This is a genomic window from Pectobacterium parmentieri, from assembly GCF_001742145.1.
Classification (GTDB): Bacteria; Pseudomonadota; Gammaproteobacteria; order Enterobacterales; family Enterobacteriaceae; genus Pectobacterium; species Pectobacterium parmentieri.
This window is the reverse complement of record NZ_CP015749.1, coordinates 1,105,215-1,127,989: the sequence shown is the minus strand read 5'-3', so window position 1 is coordinate 1,127,989 and position 22,775 is coordinate 1,105,215. Positions and strand designations below refer to the sequence as shown.

The following is a 22,775-nucleotide window of genomic DNA, read 5'->3' as shown; positions in this document are numbered from 1 at the left end:
AACCATAAAGAGTTAATCTTTTTTATTGAGATCAATAAAGCCAGAGATTCCGGTTATTCCCGCCACCACCACGGCGCAACGGCCGCACTGGAGTCCTCTGATTCGAGGAGTATCACGCGTTATTTCTGGCTATTCTTCAGCAGCGTTGCCGTATTGATTGCCTCGATTAGCTGAGCACGATTAACCCGAGGGCTGTACGTATCCAGCAGGTGCTGCCAAATCGTAATAGCGCGTGCATAATCCGCCTTCAAGAACGCATCAGATGCCAGCAACATCAGCGCCGTCACTTCATTGGCATCCAGTGCCAGCGCTTTATCGACCATCTCCTGCATCGGAGGCGTGACGGCCTGACCCGCCTGGTAATACAGTACCGTTGCCAGCGCTGAATACAGCTCTGCACTGTCGCCCTTCAGCGCAATCGCCTGTCGATAAGCACGCAGCGCATTGTCATAGGCGTTACGGTAAAGATAATATTCACCCAGCTCGGCCCAGAGGACGCTGTTGCCAGGCGTTTTACGAATGTTGTCCTGCAAGGCAGCAAGCTGTTTTTCCTGCTGTTGTGCGTCGCTAAAATCGTGTAGCGGATCGGCAAGCCGCTGTCGCTCCGCTTGAACGAGCGCACCGCGCGGGCCCAGCGCATAGAACACCGCGCTACTCAAGAAAATAACGATGACCGCGGCCACGACGACGATGATTGGCATCGGGCGCGGCACGAAGGGGGGGGATGACGTTAGCGGCAGGTCATGCACCAGTTCACGCCCCAGCATCTTTGCCTCATGTTCGGAGAGATGCTTCGCAGCTTGTTCACACTGAAAATGCCAGATACGCTCCGCTAATCGCAGTAGCTTGCCATCGCCCTCCGGTTTGCGCTGGGGCAGTAGTGGCCATAACAACCCAGCCATTAGGATAATGGCGACAGCAGCGATCAATACGTCTAACAGGCTCATGAGCGCGCCCCTCGGTTTTGTCGCCGCATCACCCGCCACGCAATAGCCACAATCGCTAGCAGTAAAAGCCCTGGCGTTAGCCAAAGTATGCCGGTTTGCATTTTCATCGGTGGGTTGTACTGAACAAAGTCCCCATAGCGCTGGTTCATAAACGCCATAATTTCTGACTTATCTTTGCCCTGTTCCACCATGGAAAAAACCTCATGGCGCATACTGACCGCCACAGGCGAATTCGATTCCAACAGGCTCTGGTTTTGGCATTGCGGGCAGCGTAATTCCCCAGCAATCGCCATCGCATCCTGACGCTGCGCCTGACTGGAAAATACCCAGGTATCGACCACCTGAGCCTGCACAGAAAAAACCAGCAGCATGAGAAGAAGCGTAAGGTATTTAGTCATAGACCTTTCTCCCTCGGAACCACCCCAGCAGAGCGCCCGCGACCATTAACATGCCACCGCCCCACACCCAGCGAACGCCAGTCTGCACATAGAAACGCATCGCATAGCGATTTTCGCCGGTTTTCTCGCCCATCACGGCATACCATTCTCTGATCGGCCCCCAGGCAATACCCGGCTCAACCATCTGCTGTTTACGTGCATTGTAGTAACGACGTTCCGGCATAATTTGGGCGATCGGCGCATCACCACGATAAATCGCAATCACGGCCTGCTCGGAGGTGTAATTCTGCGCCGCCACTAAATCCAACCGTAAAAATCGAAAATGATAGTCACCCAGCGTGACCTGCTCTCCCTGAGCGACATTGACGCTGATTTCCTGCTTACTGCCCGCAGAAAACGCGATGCCCAAGGCAAACAATGCCACGCCGGTATGTGCTAACAGCGCAGGAAGTTGCTGGCGTATCGCCGACAGCGGCTGCAGCCACTGCACGGCCATCACCCAGCCTATCAAGCCTGCAGCCAGCGCCACGTCATACCCATACGGCCATACAATCAGAGCAGTGATGACGGCGACTGCCAGCGAGTTCCCTAAACGTCGGGCAGACCAGCGCGCACTACGCTTCCAGTAGCCTCCCGCCGCGCCCCCAATAAGCAACAACATCAGGCCACCGAAGGGCAAGAGCACGCGGTTAAAATAAGGAGCACCTACCGAAATTTTCCCCCAACCCGCCAAACCATAAATCATCGGATAAAGAGTGCCGATCAGTACCACCAGCGCCACCGCGCTAAATAACAGCAACACCAGCAATATCGCCATTTCCCGCGACCAGCCAGAGAAGCGTGCAGCAGAATGGATAAGCTGAGCACGCCAGCCATAAACAGCCAGCGCCGCCATACTTAAGCAGGAAAATAGGATAAATAAAGGCACCGCGCGACCATGTTCGAGGGCGAAGGCGTGAACCGAAACCAGTATCCCGGAACGAACAATCAACGTGCCCAGCAGGCATAAAATGAAGGTCAACAACGCCAATATCAGCGACCAATGGCGGAAGATGCCGCGCATCCGGGTGACAGAGAGACTGTGGAGCAGCGCGCTAGCCGTTAACCACGGGAGCAATGAGGCGTTTTCTACCGGATCCCAGAACCACCATCCTCCCCAGCCCAGTTCGTTATAGGCCCACCACGATCCCAGGATGATGCCCAGTGTTAACAGGCTCCAGGCGGGCAGCGTCCAGCGCCAGCAAATCCAGGCAGCCGGGGCCGTAAACTCGCCATGAATCAAGGCAGCTAATGCCAGTGCCGCACTCACGGTTAACCCGCCATAGCCCAGATAGAGCAACGGCGGATGAAGAATAAGGCCAATATGTTGCAACATCGGGTTGAGATCCCTCCCCGCCACAGCGGGCGGGAAGAGACGCACAAAAGGATCGGAAAAAAATACAATGAACACCAGCAGCGCGGTCGCTATCACGGCCAGCATCGCCAGCGTCAGCGGAAACAGTGCGCTCGTCGCCTTGCGATAGCGGCAGGCAAATGCCGCGCTCCAGCCGGACAAACATAACAGCCACAGCAGCAGCGACCCTTCATGTCCGCCCCAGACCGCTGCGATCTTTAGCCCCAGCGGTAAATCACGATGGCTATGTTGAGCGACATAGTTGACGGAAAAATCATCCTGCACCACGCTCAGCGTCAGCGCGATAAACGCGAACAGCACAAGGCCAAACAGCACCAGCGTCCAGCACCGCGCCAGTCGGTATGTACCCGACCAGCGCAGGGTGTAGCCTGAAAATGTCAGCAACGCCGTCGCCACACCTACGCAACTCGCCAGCGACAACGCCACATATCCAAATTCTGGCAATAACAACATCAACAGGCCTCTTGCGGGGAATTAGACAACGGTTAACTGCCCCGCATAGAGGATAAAGAAGCGCAGCAGCAAGACCCCCACCAGACTCATGCCACAAACCGCCAGCACCCCATAGGGTGAATGCAATCGGTTAGCCCATGACTTGAGCAGCAAGGGAATGACTAATCCAATCCCTACAACACCCAGCCAGAACCACGCGGCCCAAAATCCACCACCCAACGCAGCCACCAGCGCCCGCTGTTTCCCATCGTCCCCTAACGCGAGGCCAATAAAGAACGCGAACAGTAAGAAGATTTCTAGCCACACGACGGGCGTTTCGACACGATGAACAAAGTGCGCCTCTTCGCTATGCGGATTGCGACGATAGCGGCAGGTCATGGCGATCAGCGCCACTGCCGCACCGGAGGACACCCCCGAAAACAGGAACAATGCGGGTAGGATCGGGTTATTCAGCAGCGGGTAAGTTTTCAACGCGGAGAGTAAAAACCCGGTATAAGCCCCTAACATCACCGCCAACAGCAACATCACGATATCCAGCGATTTTTGCAGCGGTGCCAGCCAACCCAATACCTTAGGAAGGATACTCAGCTTCGGTAACCAGCGCTGTTGCAGCACGATAGTCTGCTCGCTAAAAATGTTGACCAGCCAGACCGCCAGCGCCGCCATGTAAACCTGAAACAGCATGACCCCAACGGACATCACCGAGGTAAAGCTGTAATGGAACATGAGCTTCCAGAACGTCCAGGGACGCGTCAGGTGGAAGACAAGAATCAACAATCCCAGAATGATGGTGCACGGCGCAAGGATCAGCGTGGTGCGCATTAGCGTACTGTCTGCGGTGGCCTGTTCGGGATGGTAGCGCCGTAGTAAGACTGACAGCGTGACCAGCCCCGCAGAAATGCCCACCAAAAACAGGTAAATCGCAATCGGCCAGTCCCAGACTAACGAATCAAAATGGAATGCGCTTGAAGACACGGGCGTCATTGATGAACCTCCCCGTATTTAAACGGTACGCGATAGACCTTAGGGCGGGTGCCGAGCGCAATTTTGTAGCGATACGTCGGCTGTTGACGAAGCAGGCGGGAGATCTCGCTGTCAGGATCGTCAAGGTTACCGAACGTCAGCGCCTTCGTCGGACACGACAACACACAGGCCGGCAGCTTTCCTTGCTTCAGGTTGGTCTTGCGGCAAAAATCGCATTTATCCGCCGTTTTCGTCTGCGGATGAATAAAACGCACCTGGTAAGGGCAGGCAGCAATACAGTATTGGCAGCCTACGCACAGATCGGGATTCACATCCACAATGCCGCTTGCCGCATCGCGGAACGATGCCCCGGTAGGACACACATCAACACAGGGGGCATGATCGCAGTGCTGGCATGAGTGACGGAAAAAGCGGTATTTCACGTCAGGAAAGGTCCCGATCGGTTCGCTGCGAATGATCTTCAGGCGTGATACCCCTTCTGGCACCTGATTGACTTCACGGCAGGCATCCATGCACGCCGTACAGCCGATACAAAGCGATTCATCGTGGATCATGCCGTAGCGGACGCCGTTAACGTTCAGCGTCTGTGCGACAACCTGCCCCGCCGTACTGGTGATGGCAATCAGCCCGCCCATACGGGCAAGAAATTGACGACGAGAGCAACTCATGGCTGCCTCTTATTACCCAGATGCACTGAGGCTGGGTTGAAATCTGGGTTATTACGCTGATCGCTATGGCAATCTACACACAGTTTAATGCGGCTCTTGTCGTTCAGCGTTTGCATACTATCCTGCGTAGGATGCAACTGATGGCAACTGGCGCACGCCACTTTGGCTACATGCACATCGTGTGGCCAAAACGACTTCTGCAACTGCTCCGGCATATGGCATGACATACAGACGCTGTTTTGCTCTTCCACCTTATACATCGGGAAGTTAAAGCGCATGACATCTTTAACACCCTCACGGTGCAGCAGCGACGGCTTGCCATGACAGTTGGTACAGGTCAGTTGTTGTTGATTATGCGGGTTGACTGCGGAGGCATGTTTGCCCTGCATGCCATCCTCTTCCGGTTTATGGCACTGTAGACAAGCCTCATCGGGATTGCGCTGTGGCATTACCGTCCACCGCTCTCCTTTTTCCGCCTGAGGTGCGGGCTGCGTCAGCCCTGGCAAGGCCCAAAGCATGCCTGATACCAGCACCCCGGCAGTCAATAACGAACGTGATACGCTCATATCCACTCCACTTTATGATCGCCCGCGTCCGCGGGCGATGGGGTTATTAGTTCAGTCGTCCAGCTTTACGCGCTTGCTCATTCCACTGCGGCACCACCGTATTCAGGAAATCCTGTTTCTCGGCTTTTATTTGCTGCATGTTGAGCCCGATCGCCTGCTGCGCTTTCTCTTTCGTCGAGATATCCGGCAGTTTGACTTCGCCAGTCACCCCTTTCTGAGCCAGCAGACGCACCAGCTTGGTTCTCGCTTCAGCGGATTTACTCAGCGAGGTGCCGAGCATCCGTAAACCTTCGTCCGGCGCATGCATGTGAATGCCGTGAGAGGCGACGGCCAGATCCCAGCGCCACTGCGCATGGCGGATATCCATAAGAATTGGCTGCATGTCAGCTTCGGTTGCACCGGCATCCCAGGCCGCTTTAGCCTCAAAATGCGCATGCACCAGTTGCTCTTCTGCTTTCAGTTTTAATTCCTGAATAGCCGTTTTACGCTCGGCGACAACCGCCTGCATTGCCGCTTTATCCTGCGTGTGGCAATTGGTACAGGTTTCGCCGTACTTATCGAAGGGGTTACCTATCTTGTGATCGGTGTACAGCTTGCCGTCTGCGTTTTTCACTTTCGGCATATGGCAGTCGATACAGGTCACGTTGTTTTTACCGTGGATACCGATGCTCCAGGTTTCATACTCTGGATGTTGAGCTTTCAGCATCGGTGTACGGGAAAGAGGGTTGGTCCAGTCGGAGAAGGAAATAGCATCATAATATTTCTCCATGTCTTCGACTTTCGTACCGTTATCCCATGGGAACTTCACGGCCTTGTCTTTACCGGAAAAATAATACTCAACGTGGCACTGCCCACAGACCATAGACTGCTGTCCGAACCGACTGGTTTGATCAAACGGCTTACCAATCGCTTCCATCGCACGTTCAGCATAAGGGCGGGACAACGTCAGCGCCGGTTTACCCTGCGCAAAATCGGGTGACGCGGTGTCATGGCAGTCTGCACAGCCGAGATCGTTAGCAATCTCCGGCCCGCCTCGTGCCCACTTACCTTTAAAGTACCCTTCTTCACCCTCTTGCTGGATCAACCGTGCCACATCCGGGCTTTTACAGCTCCAGCACGCCATTGGTAACGGACCATCTTCCGCCGTCTTCGGTGCACCGGTGCGTAGCGTTTCGCGCACGTCTGTTAACGCATAAGCGTGACCACGCGGCTTGTTATAGTCTCTGGAAAAGGGGTAACCCGCCCAGAGGATCACCATCATAGGGTCTTCTGCCAACGCATCGTGGCGCTCAGCTTGTTCGCTGGTCGCTTTCCATGAGTTGAACTGATCGGGGTGTTGATTGATGAACGTTGAATTTCTTGCTTCTATTGGGGCGGGGGAAGACGGCGCCGGAACATCAGCGGAATAGGCTGGCATCAGTAGAAAGAGACTGGCTACCATGCCCCACAGATAGGAGACTGACATGCTTATCCTGACCATGCGTTTGTGTCCAAATTAAGCCGCCTGCCGGCGGTCGTTTTAGTTATCCATTCGACAGAAACCACACCAACTGTCGTGACATTACTCGGTGCTATAAATAGCAAAAAGATGCATCCTAAATATTGTTTTTGATCAAAGGTAAAGAAAAGTAATGAATCGTATCGAGGAATGTATGAAGGTTGTCCCATTTTCCCACTAATGGTTAGCTCATGACTCTTTAGTGCCTTAACAAGATCCCAACATCGGAGCGCATCAGATCATACCAAAGAGTTAATAGACTATTTTTCATGGGGATATCATCAAAAGAACAAACTTTCAGCACATGGTTTGAAATGCAGAGTTAAGGGCTTGTCAATCGCCTCAGAGGAAGGCATTGTTTTCCTCTCCCACGGTAAAGGAAGGGAGGAAGACCCATTTAATCGATTGATAGATTATGCTGTTTTTACTGTACGACTGTAGCCCAATTGGGGCGCATTAAGGAGTTTGTTGTGTGCAAAAAAGGAATGCCGCGTTTTTCACAAATTTTGCTGGCCATCGCAGCCATATTTTCCACCATAATGGCCAGCCTGTTCGGTTCCCTCTACTTTATACTTTACTGGCCATACCGTAATAAATTCAATGAATTGGGTCGGTACTTTGATGAAGAAAATTCTGTCGTCTACGAGGAATCAGCAAGTACGTTCCTTCTCCCCATGGTGTTTTTTATCGTCCTAACCTTGCTGGCTGTGGCCGTTGGCATTAAGCGCTATAGAGACGTCACCAAGCCGATCAATACACAGCCATAACACCGGGTAGGGTCGCGATAAACACCACATGAACGCTTGCCGCGTTCATCATTCTGGTGGCTTCACCAAGGCCATCATAGGAAATGCATTCACCGTAACAAGCCACTCCGTGTAGTGGCAGATTGGTGTGCTTTCCGCACTACTCCGTCACGATCTTATTCTTTATTTCCGCAGGCTAGCGCCAGCTTGGCGTAAAAATCCTCCAGCGTGAAGCGAGCATCAACCGCGTTATACACCCTAATCTGGCGTGCATTTTCCTGAGGTGCATAGGTCAGATCGTCGTTTAACTGTGGCGCGTTGACCAGCGTGTAATGGTATTCGTGGTCATCCAACAGTAGAGAAACCGAGGGGTTGTCACCTAATACCCAGACTTCGCTTTTCGGCCAGGGAACATCTTTTATGGTTTCGGAAATCGCACGATTAAACTCGATGAGCTGTTGCCACAGATACTCCCCGACTTTCCCCTGTGGCTTAACGCGCACCGCAAGTTCAGACAGCGAGACGCGCACAGACATGTAGACATCATGCGGAACCTGCCACAATGGCACCTGAGATTTGAATACCGTGTTCGCCGCGACTGGATCATTGAACATATTATATTCCCAGCCGCCTTTCGGATAAGGCATGCCGCCAATCCACACTACCGTCATTTTGCTGGCGATCTTCGGTTCAGCTTGCAGCGCAGCAGCAATATCCGTAATCGGCCCCATGACTAACACAAACAACGGATGCGGATCGTCTTTTAATGCCTCCTTGATCAGCATTTGCGCACCTTCGCTCAACACAGGCGCACCGCCATCAACCTTCAGCGCCTGCGTTGCACCGCGATAAACGGGGACGTCAGTTTTTCCCATCACGTTCATCAGGCGTTGAAGTTCCTGATAACTTTCCATCATGCTATTTTCGCCATCACGCTTCATCAACGGTGCGGTACGCGAATAATGGGCAGCAATCACCCCTTTCACCTGCATCGTTGGCGTGAGTACTGCATGAGCAACGGCAAAATCATCGTCAGCCTCGTTTTTCGCATCAGCGCTGATAATGACGCGGATCTGTTTATGATCGGCTACATCAAAAGGTGACGCTTGCGCCTGGACGGCGAACGCGCTGAGAAACTGCAATGCCACTATCAGCATGGCAAACCGAGAAAAATATCTGTGAATAAACATAATTATCCTTAACTGTGCTGAGCCGTCGTTGATATGGCAGCCCGATGATTCAAGCTGCCATCAGAGAAAGCGGGCATGCGACTATTCAGCCCTCAGCATGAAGACGCTATTTAAAAAGCTTCTGAACAAATTCGCTGTAGGCAGGCCGCCAGACATCCATCTCATGGCCAAGGTTAGGGTAATGGGTATAGTCAAACTGGATGTTTTTCTGCTCCAGTACCGCTTTCAAACCCGCGATGTCCTTGCCCGTGATGTTGTCAGTTTCGCCAATCACCACCGTGAAGTTCTTCAGTTGCCGATTAATCTGCTCAGGTCGCTCAAGCTGTGCAGCAACCGCAGTATTCGGCACCGTTTCAGTGGTCACGCCGCTGAACGTTGCCAGCCAGCCAAAATGATCCAAGTGGCTCATGCCGGATACCAACGCCTGATAGCCGCCTTGAGACAATCCAGCCAGCGCCCTGCCGTTCGCATCCTGGCGGACGTTAAAGCGTTTGCCGATCTCGGGGATAATGTCATGAATGAGTTCCCTGTCCGCTGCTAACGCGTTACGCGGATAGAACACATTACGCCGCTCCTGCGGTGGATATTCTTCTGGGATAATCCCAGGAATATCGGTTTCCGTATCAGGGATGACGACCAGCATTGGCTCAATTTTTTTCTCTGCTAGCAGGTTGTCCATTATCTGCGGTATCCGCCCCTGCACCACGGCAGATGCGCCCGTGTCGCCGAAGCCATGATAGAAATAGAGCACGGGTAACGGTTTTGACGATTCGCTATAACCCGGCGGCGTCCAGACATACATCTGACGCTCTGATTTCAATGCGTTGGCGTGATAAGTTAGCGTTCTCAGCTCACCGTGCGGTACCTGACGCACATCCAGAATACTCCCCGGCACCAGAATCAGGCTGGTATTCACCTGACGCTGTGGCTTGGTAAACGCTGTCCCGGTATCGATGGTACGGAAACCATCAACGCTGAAGAAATATTCATACAGGTTCGGTGCCAGCACCGGCGTTTTGAACGACCATACGCCTGATTCACCTTTCGTCATCGCGTGGGAAACGATGCTATCAGGTGTCGAACCGGTAAAAACACTGACCTGTTTCGCCGTGGGCGCAAACAGGCGAAAAGTGATACTGCTATCGGCATTAACCGCCGAGACATATTGGCTCACGGGAACAGTTGCCGCAGGCATAACAGGAAAATCGGCGGGGAGTGCAGACACATTGATAGAAACGCCAGCCAGCATACTCAGGGTCAATAATGATAAAGATATTTTCTTCATGTTCATTCGCATAATCCCATCCCGACTATCACGTAATCGAGTCTGTTTTTGCTAAATGTGACGGCACCGCCTCAGCGGTGCCAACGTTTTTCATGGCTCTTAAATTTTTTTCATGAGCAAAATGGCGGGTTTGCCGACCAGTTCAGGCGGCTTGTTAGCATCAATCCAGACATATCTCACATCTCTTATACCTGCACTATATTCTTTACCTGTGAGCGTTGAGATCCATGTCATTTCAAACTTATCGTCTTTATAATCGGGAGTTAGATGCCCTTTTATACCATCACCATCTGCTGGTAAATAGAACACGATCCCTTCCTTATCATTAACCAGTGACCAGGTAGCGAAATTGAAGCGATGAGGTTTCCAGTGCGTCAAAGGATATTTATCAACAAAAGATTTAAATATTCTCTGATAAGCCATATTAGGCTGCTTATCTTTAGGCAATTTCTGTGGTTCATAATTCAATTCGAACCATGATGTATTTTGCCAGTAATGACTTGTAAATGCGCCGTTGAAGTAGATTTCATAATTCCGGTTAAGACAAGCTTCCGCAGTGTTATAAGCACCATTGAAAATACGATGCGTTGTTGTCTCGTAGCATCCATTCTCAATATTATGAACGGGTTTATTTGGATGAAGCGCTACAAGATCCGATGTTTTTTTAGCGATATCCGGGGACCATTCCTGAATGGAAATATAATCAAGATTTGCAGCCAGGAATGGGGATTGTGCATAAATAAAATCATGCAACGTAATCAAGTGTTTATTTGAGTCCAAGAATTTTATTCGATCAATTTTATCATTTAAGAACTGCGCATTTGCATGATTATAATCCATGGCTTCTTTAGCAACATCCCAAATGATATTATCATAACCGCTATAGCGTTTAATAACATAATCAAAGAATCGTTTATCTTCTTTGCTTCCCAGCGGAGCCCAATTGACAGATTTATTCCATACATAAATCATTAAATGCGCCTGAATATCTTGTTCATTCAGGTAAGCGATTTTTTTATCAAGTGCTTTGAAAAACTCCACATTTAGTGAAGAGTAGTCTGGCTTAGAATTCGTCCCTAAAAATGGAAACTCCGTTACCTTATTGAAATTATAACGCGCATCAATATCTTTAGTGACCCATCCCCCCGTGTTTATAGCACCATACCCATAAACATTCATTAATACCTGATTAAAACCACCTGTTTTAATATAATTAACAATGGATTTAGTTTGTGCCAAACTGGCATCATTTTTATCAAGACTAAATAACCAGTCCAGTTCATAGGCATGTGGGGTATAAATATCCCCATTTTCATATCTAAAGCTCTTCTTTGTAGCAGGATCAACGATAACCTTGCCTTTTGAAGAGGCAGTGCTTACGGTTACAACTCCTGACCTGCCATTAAGATCTTTGATATCACCTTTAATTTCATAAACCCATTTCCCTTCTTCTGGTAAAGAAACACGACTAACATACTGACTTTCACCATCATAAAACATGTGTGAAACATAGGTTTTACCCGTTTTATCGTTGGTGAATGTTGCGATTAAGTCCTGATCAAAGGGATTGTCCATTTTTTCTTTTGTTTCAAAGACAAAATCTTGTGTTTCCCATTTTTTAAAAGTATTCGGAATGGACTCCGCCGCCATTACATAAGTTGAAGCCAGCACAGACAGTGCAACCATAGAAAGTTTCAGCGATGGTATTTTATATTTACGGATGCTATTCATAGTATCTCCTCGATACACTGACCCAGAAAAATAAATAACTTGAAATGTAAATTCGGTATCAGTATTACCACCAAACTTCAGACTGGATACCAACGGTAAACTGATCTTTTTTTCCATCCCTGAAACTATAGTTAGTCAACTCATTTTCTTGAGATTTAAGGTAAGTACCATATAAACGAATTTCAGGTCGAGATGTAAGCATACTCGTATCGACTTTTAGCGCATGGTACAACGTGGTTTTATATCCCTTCTCTTTCAGTTTACGTCCATCGCTAGCGGTATTTTCCTGGTAGAACCAACCTAACTCAACACCAGTCTGGTTCGATCTATCCCATACCCAAGCGGGTCTGACAACCATTTTATAACTTTCAAAATCAGAATGTGCGCCAGATTCATAGCTATAAACATCACTGCCTTTAGAAAATACAACCGCATTTGCCATCAAGATATTATTTGTTATAAATGCTTCCCCCTGTGAAATAGCACGCCAGGCTAAACCGTTTGTATGGTCACCATAATAAATGCCATTCAATCCAAGAAATGGACTTGAACCCGTAGAGCGAGAGAAACTGCTCGCTATTGAATTATTAGCAACCTGCAAGGTAAATTCATTAAAGCTCATCTCCTGAAATTCTTGTCTCAAAATAGCTGCCGTCATCCAAGCATCCTTGAGTTTGTATGACGTTCCATTATCCTCATTATTTTTTTGCTCATTAGTTTTATTCGCCATTGTATAACGGCCAGCCAAAGTTAATGAACCACGATCCCACAAAGGAATATTTCGGTATCGCAAATCAATTGAGTTTGTATTTTCTTGCTTTTTACTCGTTCGACTTCTGTTATTAACATCAATATCTTCTCTCGTCAAAGACACATCCAGCTTTGCCTTGCCAAGGTTAATATTTTCGATACCGACACCTGAACCGGAACTCGTTCTCACACTTTTCCAGTCAAGCATCTGAATTTCATAAACAGGTAAAGCATGTTTACCCACCCAAAAATCAGCTTCCGGCGCGAAAGGTAAAAAACCTTTTGTAGTAACATATACATCTGAGAATTGTAGCTTATTTTCATTTGCACTGTCATCACCGAACCAACTTGATTCATACTGTTGACCGACTTGACCATCTAATTTTATTACAGCAGTGGCACTTTTATCTCCATCACGATACACCCGTTGTTTTAGAAACAAATCAAACCACGTACTGTTTTCATTACCAAATCTACCGAGAGAACCAATAGCATAACTTTTAGGAGAACCATTATTCCCCGCAGACCAACCAGTTCTAAAATACCCCGAATACGTAAACCCAATATCATCCTTTACATATTTACTAATGTCTTTCATAGTCACTGATTGAACAACAGGCTTATCAAGCATTAACTTCGCCTCTTGATTATCTCCCCCCCCCGCCGAAGGGGCTAATGTTATAACCTTATTTTCATTTTTTTGTTTATACTCCATAAATTCTTTTTTAGTGTCACGAAGCTCATCCCTGTTTTTATCTAACTCTTTTTCAAGAATTTCTAAGCGCTGCTCTAAACTTAACTTCTCAGCCTGGGCAATACTAAGAGGCAATAGCAAACATGATATAGCTAATGCAATCTTTGTAGGATTCATTTTTATTTACCCTCGATAAATTATTTTCATTTTAATATTTAGACAATGAAGCTCCCTGATTTTCTATTACCTCTTTATACCAATAGAAACTTTTCTTACGCCGACGTTCTAATGTGCCGTTTCCTTCATCGTCGCGATCGACATAAATGAAACCGTAGCGTTTCGACATTTCGGCTTTTGATGCACTCACCAGATCGATAGGCCCCCAGCAGGTATAACCCATCACCTCAACGCCATCTTCCAGCGCTTCGCCTACTTGATACAGGTGATCGTTCAGGTATTTGATGCGATAGTCATCATTAATGCTGCCATCACTCTCAAGTTTATCTTTGGCACCCAACCCATTTTCCACAATGAACAGCGGTTTTTGATAGCGGTCATACAGATAATTCAGGATATAGCGCAGCCCTTCCGGGTCGATCTGCCAGCCCCACTCCGAGCTTTCCAGATGCGGGTTCGGCACCATATTCAGAATATTGCCACGGGCTTTCTGGTTCACTTCTTCATCGGTGGTTACGCAGCCCGTCATGTAATAGCTGAACGAGATGAAATCGATGGTTTCCCTCAGAGACTGGCGATCGTCTTCGGTTACCGACAACGTAATGCCGTGCTGTGCGAAAAAACGTTTCATGTACGCCGGGTAATATCCTCGGGCTTGTACATCACCGAAGAACAGCCAGTCGCGATTCTGCTGCATCGTTTCCATTACATCCGCAGGCTTGCAGGTTAATGGATAGAACATGGAACCCAACATCATATTGCCAATTTTGGCATCAGGGATGATGTCATGACACGCCTTCACCGCTTTAGCGCTGGCAACGAGCTGGTGATGAATCGCCTGATAAATATCCTGCTTACTACTCTCAGTAGGTAAACCAATTCCTGTAAATGGTGCATGTAATGCGCAGTTAATTTCGTTAAACGTCAGCCAATATTTCACTTTGTTTTTATAGCGCTGGAATACCGTACGAGCGTAGCGCTCGAAGAACGTAATCGTTTCACGACTTCCCCAGCCGCCGTAATTCTTCACCAGACCGAACGGCATTTCATAATGGGACAGCGTCACCAGTGGCTGAATGCCGTATTTTGCCATTTCATCAAACAGGCGATCGTAAAATGCCAGTCCTGCTTCATTCGGCTGGGTTTCATCGCCCTGCGGGAAAAGGCGCGTCCAGGCGATTGAGGTTCTCAGGCATTTGAAGCCCATTTCAGCAAATAGCGCAATATCTTCGGGATAGCGGTGATAAAAATCGATCGCGGTGTCTTTAATTCCGCTGTCACCCGGGGTACGCATAACAATCTCGCCAAAAATGCCCTGCGGCTGTAAATCGGACGTTGATAGCCCTTTGCCGTCCGTTAAATACGCACCTTCAACCTGATTGGCCGCAATCGCGCCGCCCCACAAGAATTCTTTCGGAAACTGATGGCTCATTTTTTCTCCTCCCAATTGGGTCGTAAATGTCAATTTCAGCGGATTAACGTCAACAGTGCGCCCTGTTCCTGCACGGTGTTTCCGGCGGTAGGCAGAACATCAACGTAGTTTTCGCTATTCGTGATAATGACGGGGGTTGTCGTGTCATAACCGGCTTTCTCGATCTCCTGATAATCAAACTCCACCAGAAGGTCGCCCTGCTTCACGACATCACCGGTCTTAATGTGCGCAGTAAAATACCGACCATCCAGTTTCACCGTATCGATACCGACGTGGATGAGCACCTCGGCACCGTCTTCCGATTCGAGGCCAATGGCATGATTGGTCTTAAACAGCGAAGCAACCGTCCCATTCACCGGAGAAACCACACGCCCGGCTTGTGGCTTGATCGCAATGCCTTTTCCCATTAATCCACTCGCGAACGTTTCGTCGCCAACCTGTTCCAGCGGCAGTACGATGCCCTCAATCGGACTATTGATTGCTTGTTTACGCGTTGCATCATTTTGGTTATGCGTGGCTTGCGGTGCCGCTGCCGGTGCATTTACTGCTGCAGTATTTTCTTGCGGCGGGATCCCAAAGGCCCAGGTAGCCACAGCAGCGAAGGTAAAGGCGATTGCTGTACCGATAATGGCAGCCCAAACCGTAGTATCGACACCTGTCGGTGGGATAACCTGAGTAAAGGTAAAGATGCTCGGGAAGCCGAAAGAATAAATGGTGGTATGGAAATACCCCAAAATCGCAGCGCCCAATGCGCCCCCCAAACAACCAAAAATGAAAGGACGTTTTAGCGGCAGCGTAACGCCATATACTGCAGGTTCCGTAATACCAAAAATGGCTGCCGAGAACGCCGAACCCGCAATCCCTTTCAGCTTCATATCACGCGTGCGCAACAGTACGCCAAGCACCGCGCCCGCCTGCCCTAATACCGCAGGGATCAATAGCGGTAGCATAGTGTCATGCCCCAACACGCCGAGATTATTCATCATCAGCGGCACCAGTCCCCAATGCAGGCCGAAAATCACGAAGACCTGCCACAGCGCCCCGATCATTGCACCCGCAATCGCAGCATTAAGCTCGTAAATCAGTTGGTAACCGCTAGCTAGCATATGTCCAAGCCAGGTTGCTGCTGGACCGATTAATAAGAACGTGACGGGGACCGTAATACAGAGGCACAACAGCGGCGTGAAGAAATTGCGGATATTAATATGCAATATAGCGTTTAGGGGTTTTTCCAGACGGGAAGAGAACCATGCGGAGAAAATAATCGGAATAACGGATGAAGCATAATTGATGAACGTAATCGGGATACCAAGGAAATAAAGCGACTGGTAATCCGCATGCTGCATCGCACCAAATTCAGCAATCATTGATGGATGAACCAATGTGGCACCAATCACCATAGTAACAAAGGGATTTCCACCAAATTTTTTCCCTGCGGTATACCCTAACACCACGGGGAAGAAAAAGAATAATGCATCACTTGCAGCAAATAACATTTTATAGGTGCCGCTGGTTTCAATTATCCAACCACAGGCCAAGCTAAGAGCAAGAAAACCTTTTAAAATACCCGATGCGGCCATGACCCCAATTAGCGGCGTAAATATCCCAGAAATGACATCGATGAAGCGGGAAAGAAGATTCCCTTTCTTCTCATCACTTTCCTCATTATTTGTCGCATCAGCCTGATCGCCCAGCCCCGATACATTTAATAAACTGCGATAGACATCACTAACATGATTACCCACCACGACCTGAAATTGCCCGCCACTTTCCACTACCATGATCACGCCTGAATTATTCTTCAGCGTAGCAGCATCCGCTTTTTTGTTATCTTTTAGTTTAAAACGCAGTCGGGTTGCACAATGTATCACGCTGATAATGTTGCCTCGCCCACCGACACCATCGAGTATCTCACTTGCTAATGCTTTGTATTCCATCGTCTATCCTTAATGCTATATCCGTCATACTTCGAGCTACATGTGCGTTGGCTGCGTTCGCTCACCCGAATCACTTACCCGAGTAAGCTTATCGGGATTCACTTTCTTGCCGCCTTCCTGTAACTCGAATTATTTAGGATATAAACAGACTTAAATATCAATAAGTTATATTTACCAGCTCGATTTGAGACAAAAAAAAACCTAACTCGCTTTTCCCAATAATCATTGAGAAAACGATTTAGGTTTTGCCTGCCCGCCTAAACTAGCCGCCTGACAGTAACAATCCTCGTTGTTTGTCAGCGCTATCTACTTGCCGACAATAAAAATGTTATCTGATAATTTACTTTCCACACATACTTTATTCTTTCATTTCCATCGCACGCAAGGAATTTATCTTGCCACGCGGCTATTTTGTGACGAAAAGCAAATTAGCAGAATTTATTCTCCATCGCCGGGTTCTATTTTATCCTGCCCTTCCGTTCGCACACGTTCAATATGAATAGTTAAGAACATCAATTCTTCTTTTGTTAACGTGTAATGGTACTTTTGAATAATATGCAACTGTATTTTCTCTGCGCAATGATAAGACAATTGATATCTTTCTTTCACTACGTCATGTAGTGATTCATCATCACTACACACGGTGTTTTTTCCTATTAATCGCTGCGCAAAAAACTTCAAATGCGTAACAAAACGATGGTAGCTTAACGCTTGTTCGTTATAATCCAGACTCAGTTGATATTTTACAATATTCAGTATTTCCTGCATGATCTTGGTGATTTGCAAGACTTCAGGCATTTCGCTATCAAGTTGCGCATTCACCAAATGCAGAGCAATAAATCCGGCCTCATCCTCCGGTAACCGCACAGCAAGGCGCTGTTCAATAATATCCAGCGCTTCCAGACCAACAGCAAATTCCTTTGGATACAGGCGCTTTATTTCCCACAACAGCACATTGCGGATATCTACGCCTTGTTTATGGCGCTCTATCGCAAAGTGGCAGTGATCGGTTAACGAGATATAGACACTATTTTGCAGTTTCCCAGGCAAACGCGTTTTTGCCAGCAGAATGATCTTGTCTGCCGTTGTGATGACATCCAGCGGAATCTCTGATAACAGCTCCTGTAGGCGTGAGGTCAGTTCTCCTGACTTCATCACAAACACACGTTCAATCAGCGTTTCGTCCAGCAGATCGCCAGAGTGCTTTTTGAAGCCCAGCCCGCGTCCCATCACAACCGACTCATTATTGTTTTCGTCGATTACGGTGACGACATTATTATTGAGTATTTTGGCAATCTTCATTTTTCAAACCCTGGAAACAAAAAAACCAGACACCCGTAGCAAGAACGAGCATCTGGTTTTGCCTGCTTACGCAGTAACAATCCGCAATGACTGGTAAACTACCATCTGCATTCATCTTCTCAAGGAGAATGACACAAAAACGTGATGCGGATCGCCAGAAAAGCATGTCGCTTACACGCACTTTATTTATTGTTGGCTATTACAGGAATCAATCTACCGCAATAGCGTATTTATACAGTGGGTTTCTTAGGCAGTTGCGCAACAAAGTTAGGTAAAAATACCAAATCGCGCAGTTTTTTGCGTAAACGCACTGAAATATTCAATTTCTGACCTTTTACCACCTTGTTTCTCGCCGCTTAATAACTATAATACGAAACGTCGTTTCAATTGAATGGTTTCAGCTAAACAACGTGCCACTATCAATAACATTATTATCAACGGCATCGCCAACGCTAGCCCCCGCGAATCCCATGCGACGAGCGGTTGCGCACTTCATCACCCATTCGCTACGACCCTCTATACTTACCTCTTTTATACCGTTCCTCCATGCATTCTTTCCAGCGGCTTGCCTCACACGGCCACTGGTTCACTCGTTTTTTTATCCATCACAACTTGTAGAAACTATCGTATGAAAAAGACAAAAATTGTTTGTACCATCGGGCCGAAAACAGAGTCAGAAGAAGTGCTTGGCAACCTGCTGTCTGCCGGCATGAATGTTATGCGCCTGAACTTCTCTCACGGGGATTACGCAGAACATGGCCAACGCATCAAGAACCTGCGTGCCGTCATGGAAAAAACCGGTCAGAAAGCGGCTATCCTGCTTGACACCAAGGGCCCAGAAATTCGTACCATGAAGCTGGAAAACGGCGCTGACGTCACGTTGACCGCAGGCCAAACGTTCACGTTCACCACCGATCAAAGCATCGTGGGTAACAAGGATCGCGTCGCTGTCACTTACGCTGGCTTCACCGAAGACCTCAGCGTCGGTAACACCGTTCTGGTTGATGACGGCCTGATCGGTATGCAGGTTACGGCGATCAACGGCAACGATGTCGTCTGTAAAGTGCTGAACAATGGCGATCTGGGCGAAAACAAAGGCGTTAACCTGCCAGGCGTTTCCATCCAGTTGCCAGCTCTGGCTGAAAAAGACAAACGCGACCTGATTTTCGGTTGCGAACAAGGCGTCGATTTCGTTGCTGCCTCTTTTATTCGTAAACGTTCCGACGTTGAAGAAATTCGCGCTCACCTGAAAGCACACGGTGGCGAGCACATCCAGATCATCTCTAAAATCGAAAACCAGGAAGGTCTGAACAACTTCGACGACATTCTGGAAGCCTCTGACGGTATCATGGTTGCCCGTGGCGACCTGGGCGTTGAGATCCCCGTTGAAGAAGTGATCTTCGCGCAGAAGATGATGATCGAAAAATGTAATCTGGCACGCAAAGTGGTTATCACCGCGACGCAAATGCTGGATTCAATGATCAAGAACCCACGCCCTACCCGTGCTGAAGCTGGTGACGTCGCTAACGCCATCATCGACGGCACCGATGCCGTTATGCTGTCTGGCGAAAGTGCGAAAGGTAAATACCCGCTGGAATCCGTTACCATCATGGCAACGATCTGTCAGCGTACCGATTCCGTGATGAAAAGCCGTCTGGATACCATCAAAACACCTGGGATCCTGCGTATCACTGAAGCGGTCTGCCGCGGTGCGGTAGAAACCGCAGAAAAACTGGATGCACCGCTGATTGTGGTTGCAACCAGCGGCGGTAAATCAGCCAAATCTATCCGCAAATACTTCCCGAACGCTCGTATTCTGGCGTTGACGACTAACGATGTCACCGCGCGCCAACTGCTGTTGAGCAAAGGCATTGATACACTGCTGGTGAAAGAAATCGCTTCTACGGATGATTTCTACCGCATTGGTAAAGAAGCCGCGCTGAATAGCGGTTATGCGCAAGCGGGTGATGTGGTAGTGATGGTATCTGGTGCACTGGTTTCTAGCGGCACAACCAATACCGTTTCCGTACACCGTATCTGATCCTAACAATCCGATCGGTAAAAAGCGCCTTAATGGCGCTTTTTTTATATTCTGAAATGACTTTCTACAGCACGATAACCTAATTAATGCCTTTGTGTAACACGCCTTTTTAATAGCCTTAAGCCTCAGAGTTATCCGACAAAAATAGCGCTGTTTTCCTTACTTTTTTAATGAATAGGTAAAACTCGCTGTTTCTTTGAGCGAACGATCAAAATTAAGCATGTTCTCATCAAAAATTTATTCTCATTAGAAAATAGTTTGTGTAATACTTGTAACGCTACATGGAGATTAACTCAATCTAGAGGGTATTAATAATGAATCGTACTAAACTGGTACTGGGCGCGGTAATCCTGGGTTCTACTCTGCTTGCTGGTTGTTCAAGCAATGCTAAAATTGATCAGCTGTCTTCTGACGTTCAGACTCTGAACGCTAAAGTTGACCAACTGAGCAACGACGTGAACGCAATCCGCTCTGACGTACAAGCTGCTAAAGATGACGCAGCTCGTGCTAACCAGCGTCTGGACAACCAAGTTCGTACTTACAAAAAGTAATCGAGCTGGTTAAGTAGTGAAAATGGCGCACAATGTGCGCCATTTTTTTTGCCTTCGTTTTATTCTTTCAACCTTTATCTTCAATCCCTTTTTCACGTTATCGGGTATATTCCCTCCCCCACCCTACACGCTGAAGCAGCACAGATGCGTCTGAAACGCATCTGGCTGACTTATCTCATCATTACCGCGAGGTAGTGTTAATAGAGGTGATTGGTGCAACCTGATGCGTCTCAGGCGTTTCTGGAGACGACTCGACCGGCGATTGGTAGGTATTGATATCTTGCCCTACGCTAACCACAATCGGCATACCGGAACGGCGCACAATCGCATCAGCAACGGCTTTACTGTCTGTCTCCGCATCCTTAACAAATTTCTGCGTCTTTGCCGTCAGCGGAATTTTCATCGTTTGTGGATCGTCTTTATCGGTCTTCGACAAAGGCTGATGCACTTCAACGTAGCGTTTGCCATCCGGTTCAACGGAGGTTTTAATCGCATCGTTAAGGATCTGTACACGCGTACCGACTGGCACGTTATCAAACAACGCCTTGATGTCATCTGGGCGCAGGCGGATACAGCCAGAGCTTACCCGCATACCAATACCGAAGTCCGCATTCGTGCCATGCAGCAGATAAACGCCGCCATGCGCTGACAAACGTAGCGCATGTAACCCCATCGGGTTATCTGGGCCAGCCGGAACAACAGCAGGCAACTTAATGCCCTGCTCTTCGAGATAATGCTTACGGATGTTCGCCGTTGGCGTCCAGGTCGGATTCTCACGTTTCTCGCTTACGCTGGTCGTCATCAATGGCGTATTGCGCCCCAGTTGACCGATACCGATCGGGTAAACAATGACGGTATTCTTCCCTTTCGGATAGTAGTAGAGCCGTAGCTCCGCCAAATTGACCACAATGCCTTCGCGCGGTGTATCCGGCAGCAGCATTTGCGTCGGGATCGTGAGGGTGGAACCCGCTGTCGGCAAGTAAGGGTCTGCTCCTGGGTTCGCTTCCAGCATGCCCAATAGGCCAATCTTGAAGTCCGCCGCGATAGCTTCCAGCGGGCGGCCGTCATTAGGGACCGTATAAGCGATATTCTCACCGATAAGACGGCTGTTTGGTGGCGGTAGCGGGTATTCCGTCGCACTGGCGGCGGTGCTGGCCAGGTATGTCGCAAAGGCCATACCAAGTAAAGTTAACGCGCGTTTCATAGTAAATTCCCTACAATCAATAACATCTGGTTGTGTACCCAGAATGCAGTATCCGGCTGTACCTCTCGACCTGGTGTTCAATGCGGCTGTTGCTGCCTCTTTCCACCGGACGTGGGTATATATTAGCATTGTTGTAACAAAAGAATATTTGATTTAAAAATCAACGCATTGATATTCAATTCTTTACAAAGCAAAGTCAGCATAAAATTTAGCGGGAAATAAATATACGGGACGAATTCTGAAATATCAGCGAGTTAATAAATGAACTGGAAAACAATAACGTATCGTTGGTAAAAATCAGTAAATGAAAAAAACAAAAAGCGCCGAACGTTTTTTCCGTCACAGCGCTTTTTTATACTCAGATAAAGTAGGAAAGAAAATTAAAGCAGAGCAGCGGCATGCGCACGAATCGCACGTAGCATCGCCTCAAGCCCCTGCGAGCGGGATGGCGTCAGGTGTTGATTCAACGCCAGCGATTCAAAGAACGGCCGCACATCCAGCTCAACAATCTCCCGCGCTGTCAGCCCCTGATACAGGCTGAAAACGACCGCGATCAGGCCTTTCACAATAGCGGCATCACTGTCGCCGTGCAGAACGATCACGCCCTGCTCATCCGGCTGCGTCACAATCCACACCTGACTCTGGCACCCAGAGATCAGGTTATCGGGATTACGCCACTCATCGGGCAGTGGATCAAGACGCTCCCCTAGCTCGATGACATACAGATATTTTTCTTCCCAGTCATTACAGCGCGCAAAATTGCGCGCCAGCTTCTGCGGTTCTGGCAGACTCGCCATGGTTTCCTCC

Annotated in this window: 19 protein-coding genes; 3 read left to right on the top strand and 16 right to left on the bottom strand. The window is 48.6% G+C overall.

Annotated features, from left to right (window positions below; translation table 11 throughout):
• Positions 1–119: 119 nt before the first annotated feature.
• The 7 genes from nrfG to nrfA are packed head-to-tail and all read right to left on the bottom strand — an operon-like array spanning position 120 to position 6,910.
• The gene (gene nrfG, locus A8F97_RS04990; RefSeq protein ID WP_014700349.1) at positions 120–947 is read right to left on the bottom strand and encodes a heme lyase NrfEFG subunit NrfG; all 828 of its coding nucleotides are present in this window, start codon (positions 945–947) and stop codon (positions 120–122) included.
• Positions 944–1,345 carry a heme lyase NrfEFG subunit NrfF gene (gene nrfF / locus A8F97_RS04985; RefSeq protein ID WP_014700350.1) on the bottom strand — a complete coding sequence of 134 codons (402 nt, stop codon included), beginning with the start codon at positions 1,343–1,345 and terminating at the stop codon, positions 944–946. The genes nrfG and nrfF overlap by 4 nt, the downstream gene beginning before the upstream one ends.
• Positions 1,338–3,212: a heme lyase CcmF/NrfE family subunit gene (locus tag A8F97_RS04980; protein WP_033071651.1), complete on the bottom strand. Its 1,875-nt coding sequence runs from the start codon at positions 3,210–3,212 to the stop codon at positions 1,338–1,340. Before A8F97_RS04980 ends, nrfF begins: the two co-directional genes overlap by 8 nt.
• 21 nt (positions 3,213–3,233) lie before the next feature.
• Positions 3,234–4,196 (bottom strand): cytochrome c nitrite reductase subunit NrfD, encoded by a 963-nt coding sequence (gene nrfD, locus A8F97_RS04975; RefSeq protein WP_005970921.1) that lies wholly within the window; start codon positions 4,194–4,196, stop codon positions 3,234–3,236.
• Positions 4,193–4,864, bottom strand: coding sequence for a cytochrome c nitrite reductase Fe-S protein (gene nrfC, locus A8F97_RS04970; RefSeq protein WP_015730698.1), 672 nt, complete (start codon positions 4,862–4,864; stop codon positions 4,193–4,195). Before nrfC ends, nrfD begins: the two co-directional genes overlap by 4 nt.
• Entirely contained in the window at positions 4,861–5,430 is a 570-nt protein-coding gene (gene nrfB / locus A8F97_RS04965; protein WP_033071652.1) for a cytochrome c nitrite reductase pentaheme subunit, read from the bottom strand. The genes nrfC and nrfB overlap by 4 nt, the downstream gene beginning before the upstream one ends.
• Positions 5,431–5,476: 46 nt before the next feature.
• Positions 5,477–6,910 (bottom strand): ammonia-forming nitrite reductase cytochrome c552 subunit, encoded by a 1,434-nt coding sequence (gene nrfA, locus A8F97_RS04960; protein WP_025918561.1) that lies wholly within the window; start codon positions 6,908–6,910, stop codon positions 5,477–5,479.
• Between the two features lie 488 nt (positions 6,911–7,398).
• On the opposite strand from nrfA, the gene A8F97_RS04955 reads away from it, so the two are divergent.
• Positions 7,399–7,695 (top strand): hypothetical protein, encoded by a 297-nt coding sequence (locus tag A8F97_RS04955; protein WP_014700353.1) that lies wholly within the window; start codon positions 7,399–7,401, stop codon positions 7,693–7,695.
• 155 nt (positions 7,696–7,850) lie between these two features.
• Here the strand turns inward: A8F97_RS04955 and A8F97_RS04950 are convergent, their stop codons facing one another.
• The 7 genes from A8F97_RS04950 to licT form a co-directional block, all read right to left on the bottom strand.
• Positions 7,851–8,864: a nucleoside hydrolase gene (locus A8F97_RS04950; RefSeq protein ID WP_033071653.1), complete on the bottom strand. Its 1,014-nt coding sequence runs from the start codon at positions 8,862–8,864 to the stop codon at positions 7,851–7,853.
• A 106-nt stretch (positions 8,865–8,970) separates the two neighbouring features.
• Complete coding sequence (locus A8F97_RS04945; protein ID WP_310793606.1) at positions 8,971–10,161, bottom strand: alpha/beta hydrolase; 1,191 nt, start codon at positions 10,159–10,161, stop codon at positions 8,971–8,973.
• A gap of 87 nt (positions 10,162–10,248) precedes the next feature.
• Positions 10,249–11,880: a DUF5060 domain-containing protein gene (locus A8F97_RS04940; RefSeq protein ID WP_033071655.1), complete on the bottom strand. Its 1,632-nt coding sequence runs from the start codon at positions 11,878–11,880 to the stop codon at positions 10,249–10,251.
• 64 nt (positions 11,881–11,944) lie between these two features.
• Positions 11,945–13,501 (bottom strand): carbohydrate porin, encoded by a 1,557-nt coding sequence (locus A8F97_RS04935; RefSeq protein WP_033071656.1) that lies wholly within the window; start codon positions 13,499–13,501, stop codon positions 11,945–11,947.
• 31 nt (positions 13,502–13,532) lie between these two features.
• Positions 13,533–14,933, bottom strand: a complete 1,401-nt coding sequence (locus A8F97_RS04930) for a glycoside hydrolase family 1 protein (protein ID WP_033071657.1) — start codon at positions 14,931–14,933, stop codon at positions 13,533–13,535.
• Positions 14,934–14,968: 35 nt separating this feature from the next.
• Positions 14,969–16,870, bottom strand: a complete 1,902-nt coding sequence (gene bglF, locus A8F97_RS04925; RefSeq protein WP_033071658.1) for a PTS beta-glucoside transporter subunit IIABC — start codon at positions 16,868–16,870, stop codon at positions 14,969–14,971.
• A 438-nt stretch (positions 16,871–17,308) separates the two neighbouring features.
• Positions 17,309–18,172, bottom strand: a complete 864-nt coding sequence (gene licT / locus A8F97_RS04920) for a BglG family transcription antiterminator LicT (RefSeq protein WP_014700362.1) — start codon at positions 18,170–18,172, stop codon at positions 17,309–17,311.
• Between the two features lie 628 nt (positions 18,173–18,800).
• Between licT and pykF the strand changes: the two genes are divergently transcribed.
• Both pykF and A8F97_RS04910 read left to right on the top strand, forming a co-directional pair.
• On the top strand, positions 18,801–20,213 hold the full coding sequence (pykF, locus tag A8F97_RS04915; protein ID WP_025918570.1) for a pyruvate kinase PykF: 1,413 nt from the start codon (positions 18,801–18,803) through the stop codon (positions 20,211–20,213).
• A gap of 314 nt (positions 20,214–20,527) precedes the next feature.
• Positions 20,528–20,764 carry a major outer membrane lipoprotein gene (locus tag A8F97_RS04910; protein ID WP_005970385.1) on the top strand — a complete coding sequence of 79 codons (237 nt, stop codon included), beginning with the start codon at positions 20,528–20,530 and terminating at the stop codon, positions 20,762–20,764.
• A gap of 181 nt (positions 20,765–20,945) precedes the next feature.
• On the opposite strand, the gene A8F97_RS04905 is transcribed toward A8F97_RS04910, so the two are convergent.
• Positions 20,946–21,968 carry a L,D-transpeptidase family protein gene (locus tag A8F97_RS04905; RefSeq protein ID WP_014700364.1) on the bottom strand — a complete coding sequence of 341 codons (1,023 nt, stop codon included), beginning with the start codon at positions 21,966–21,968 and terminating at the stop codon, positions 20,946–20,948.
• Between the two features lie 380 nt (positions 21,969–22,348).
• On the bottom strand, positions 22,349–22,765 hold the full coding sequence (gene sufE / locus A8F97_RS04900; RefSeq protein ID WP_015730707.1) for a cysteine desulfuration protein SufE: 417 nt from the start codon (positions 22,763–22,765) through the stop codon (positions 22,349–22,351).
• Between the last annotated feature and the right edge of the window lie 10 nt (positions 22,766–22,775).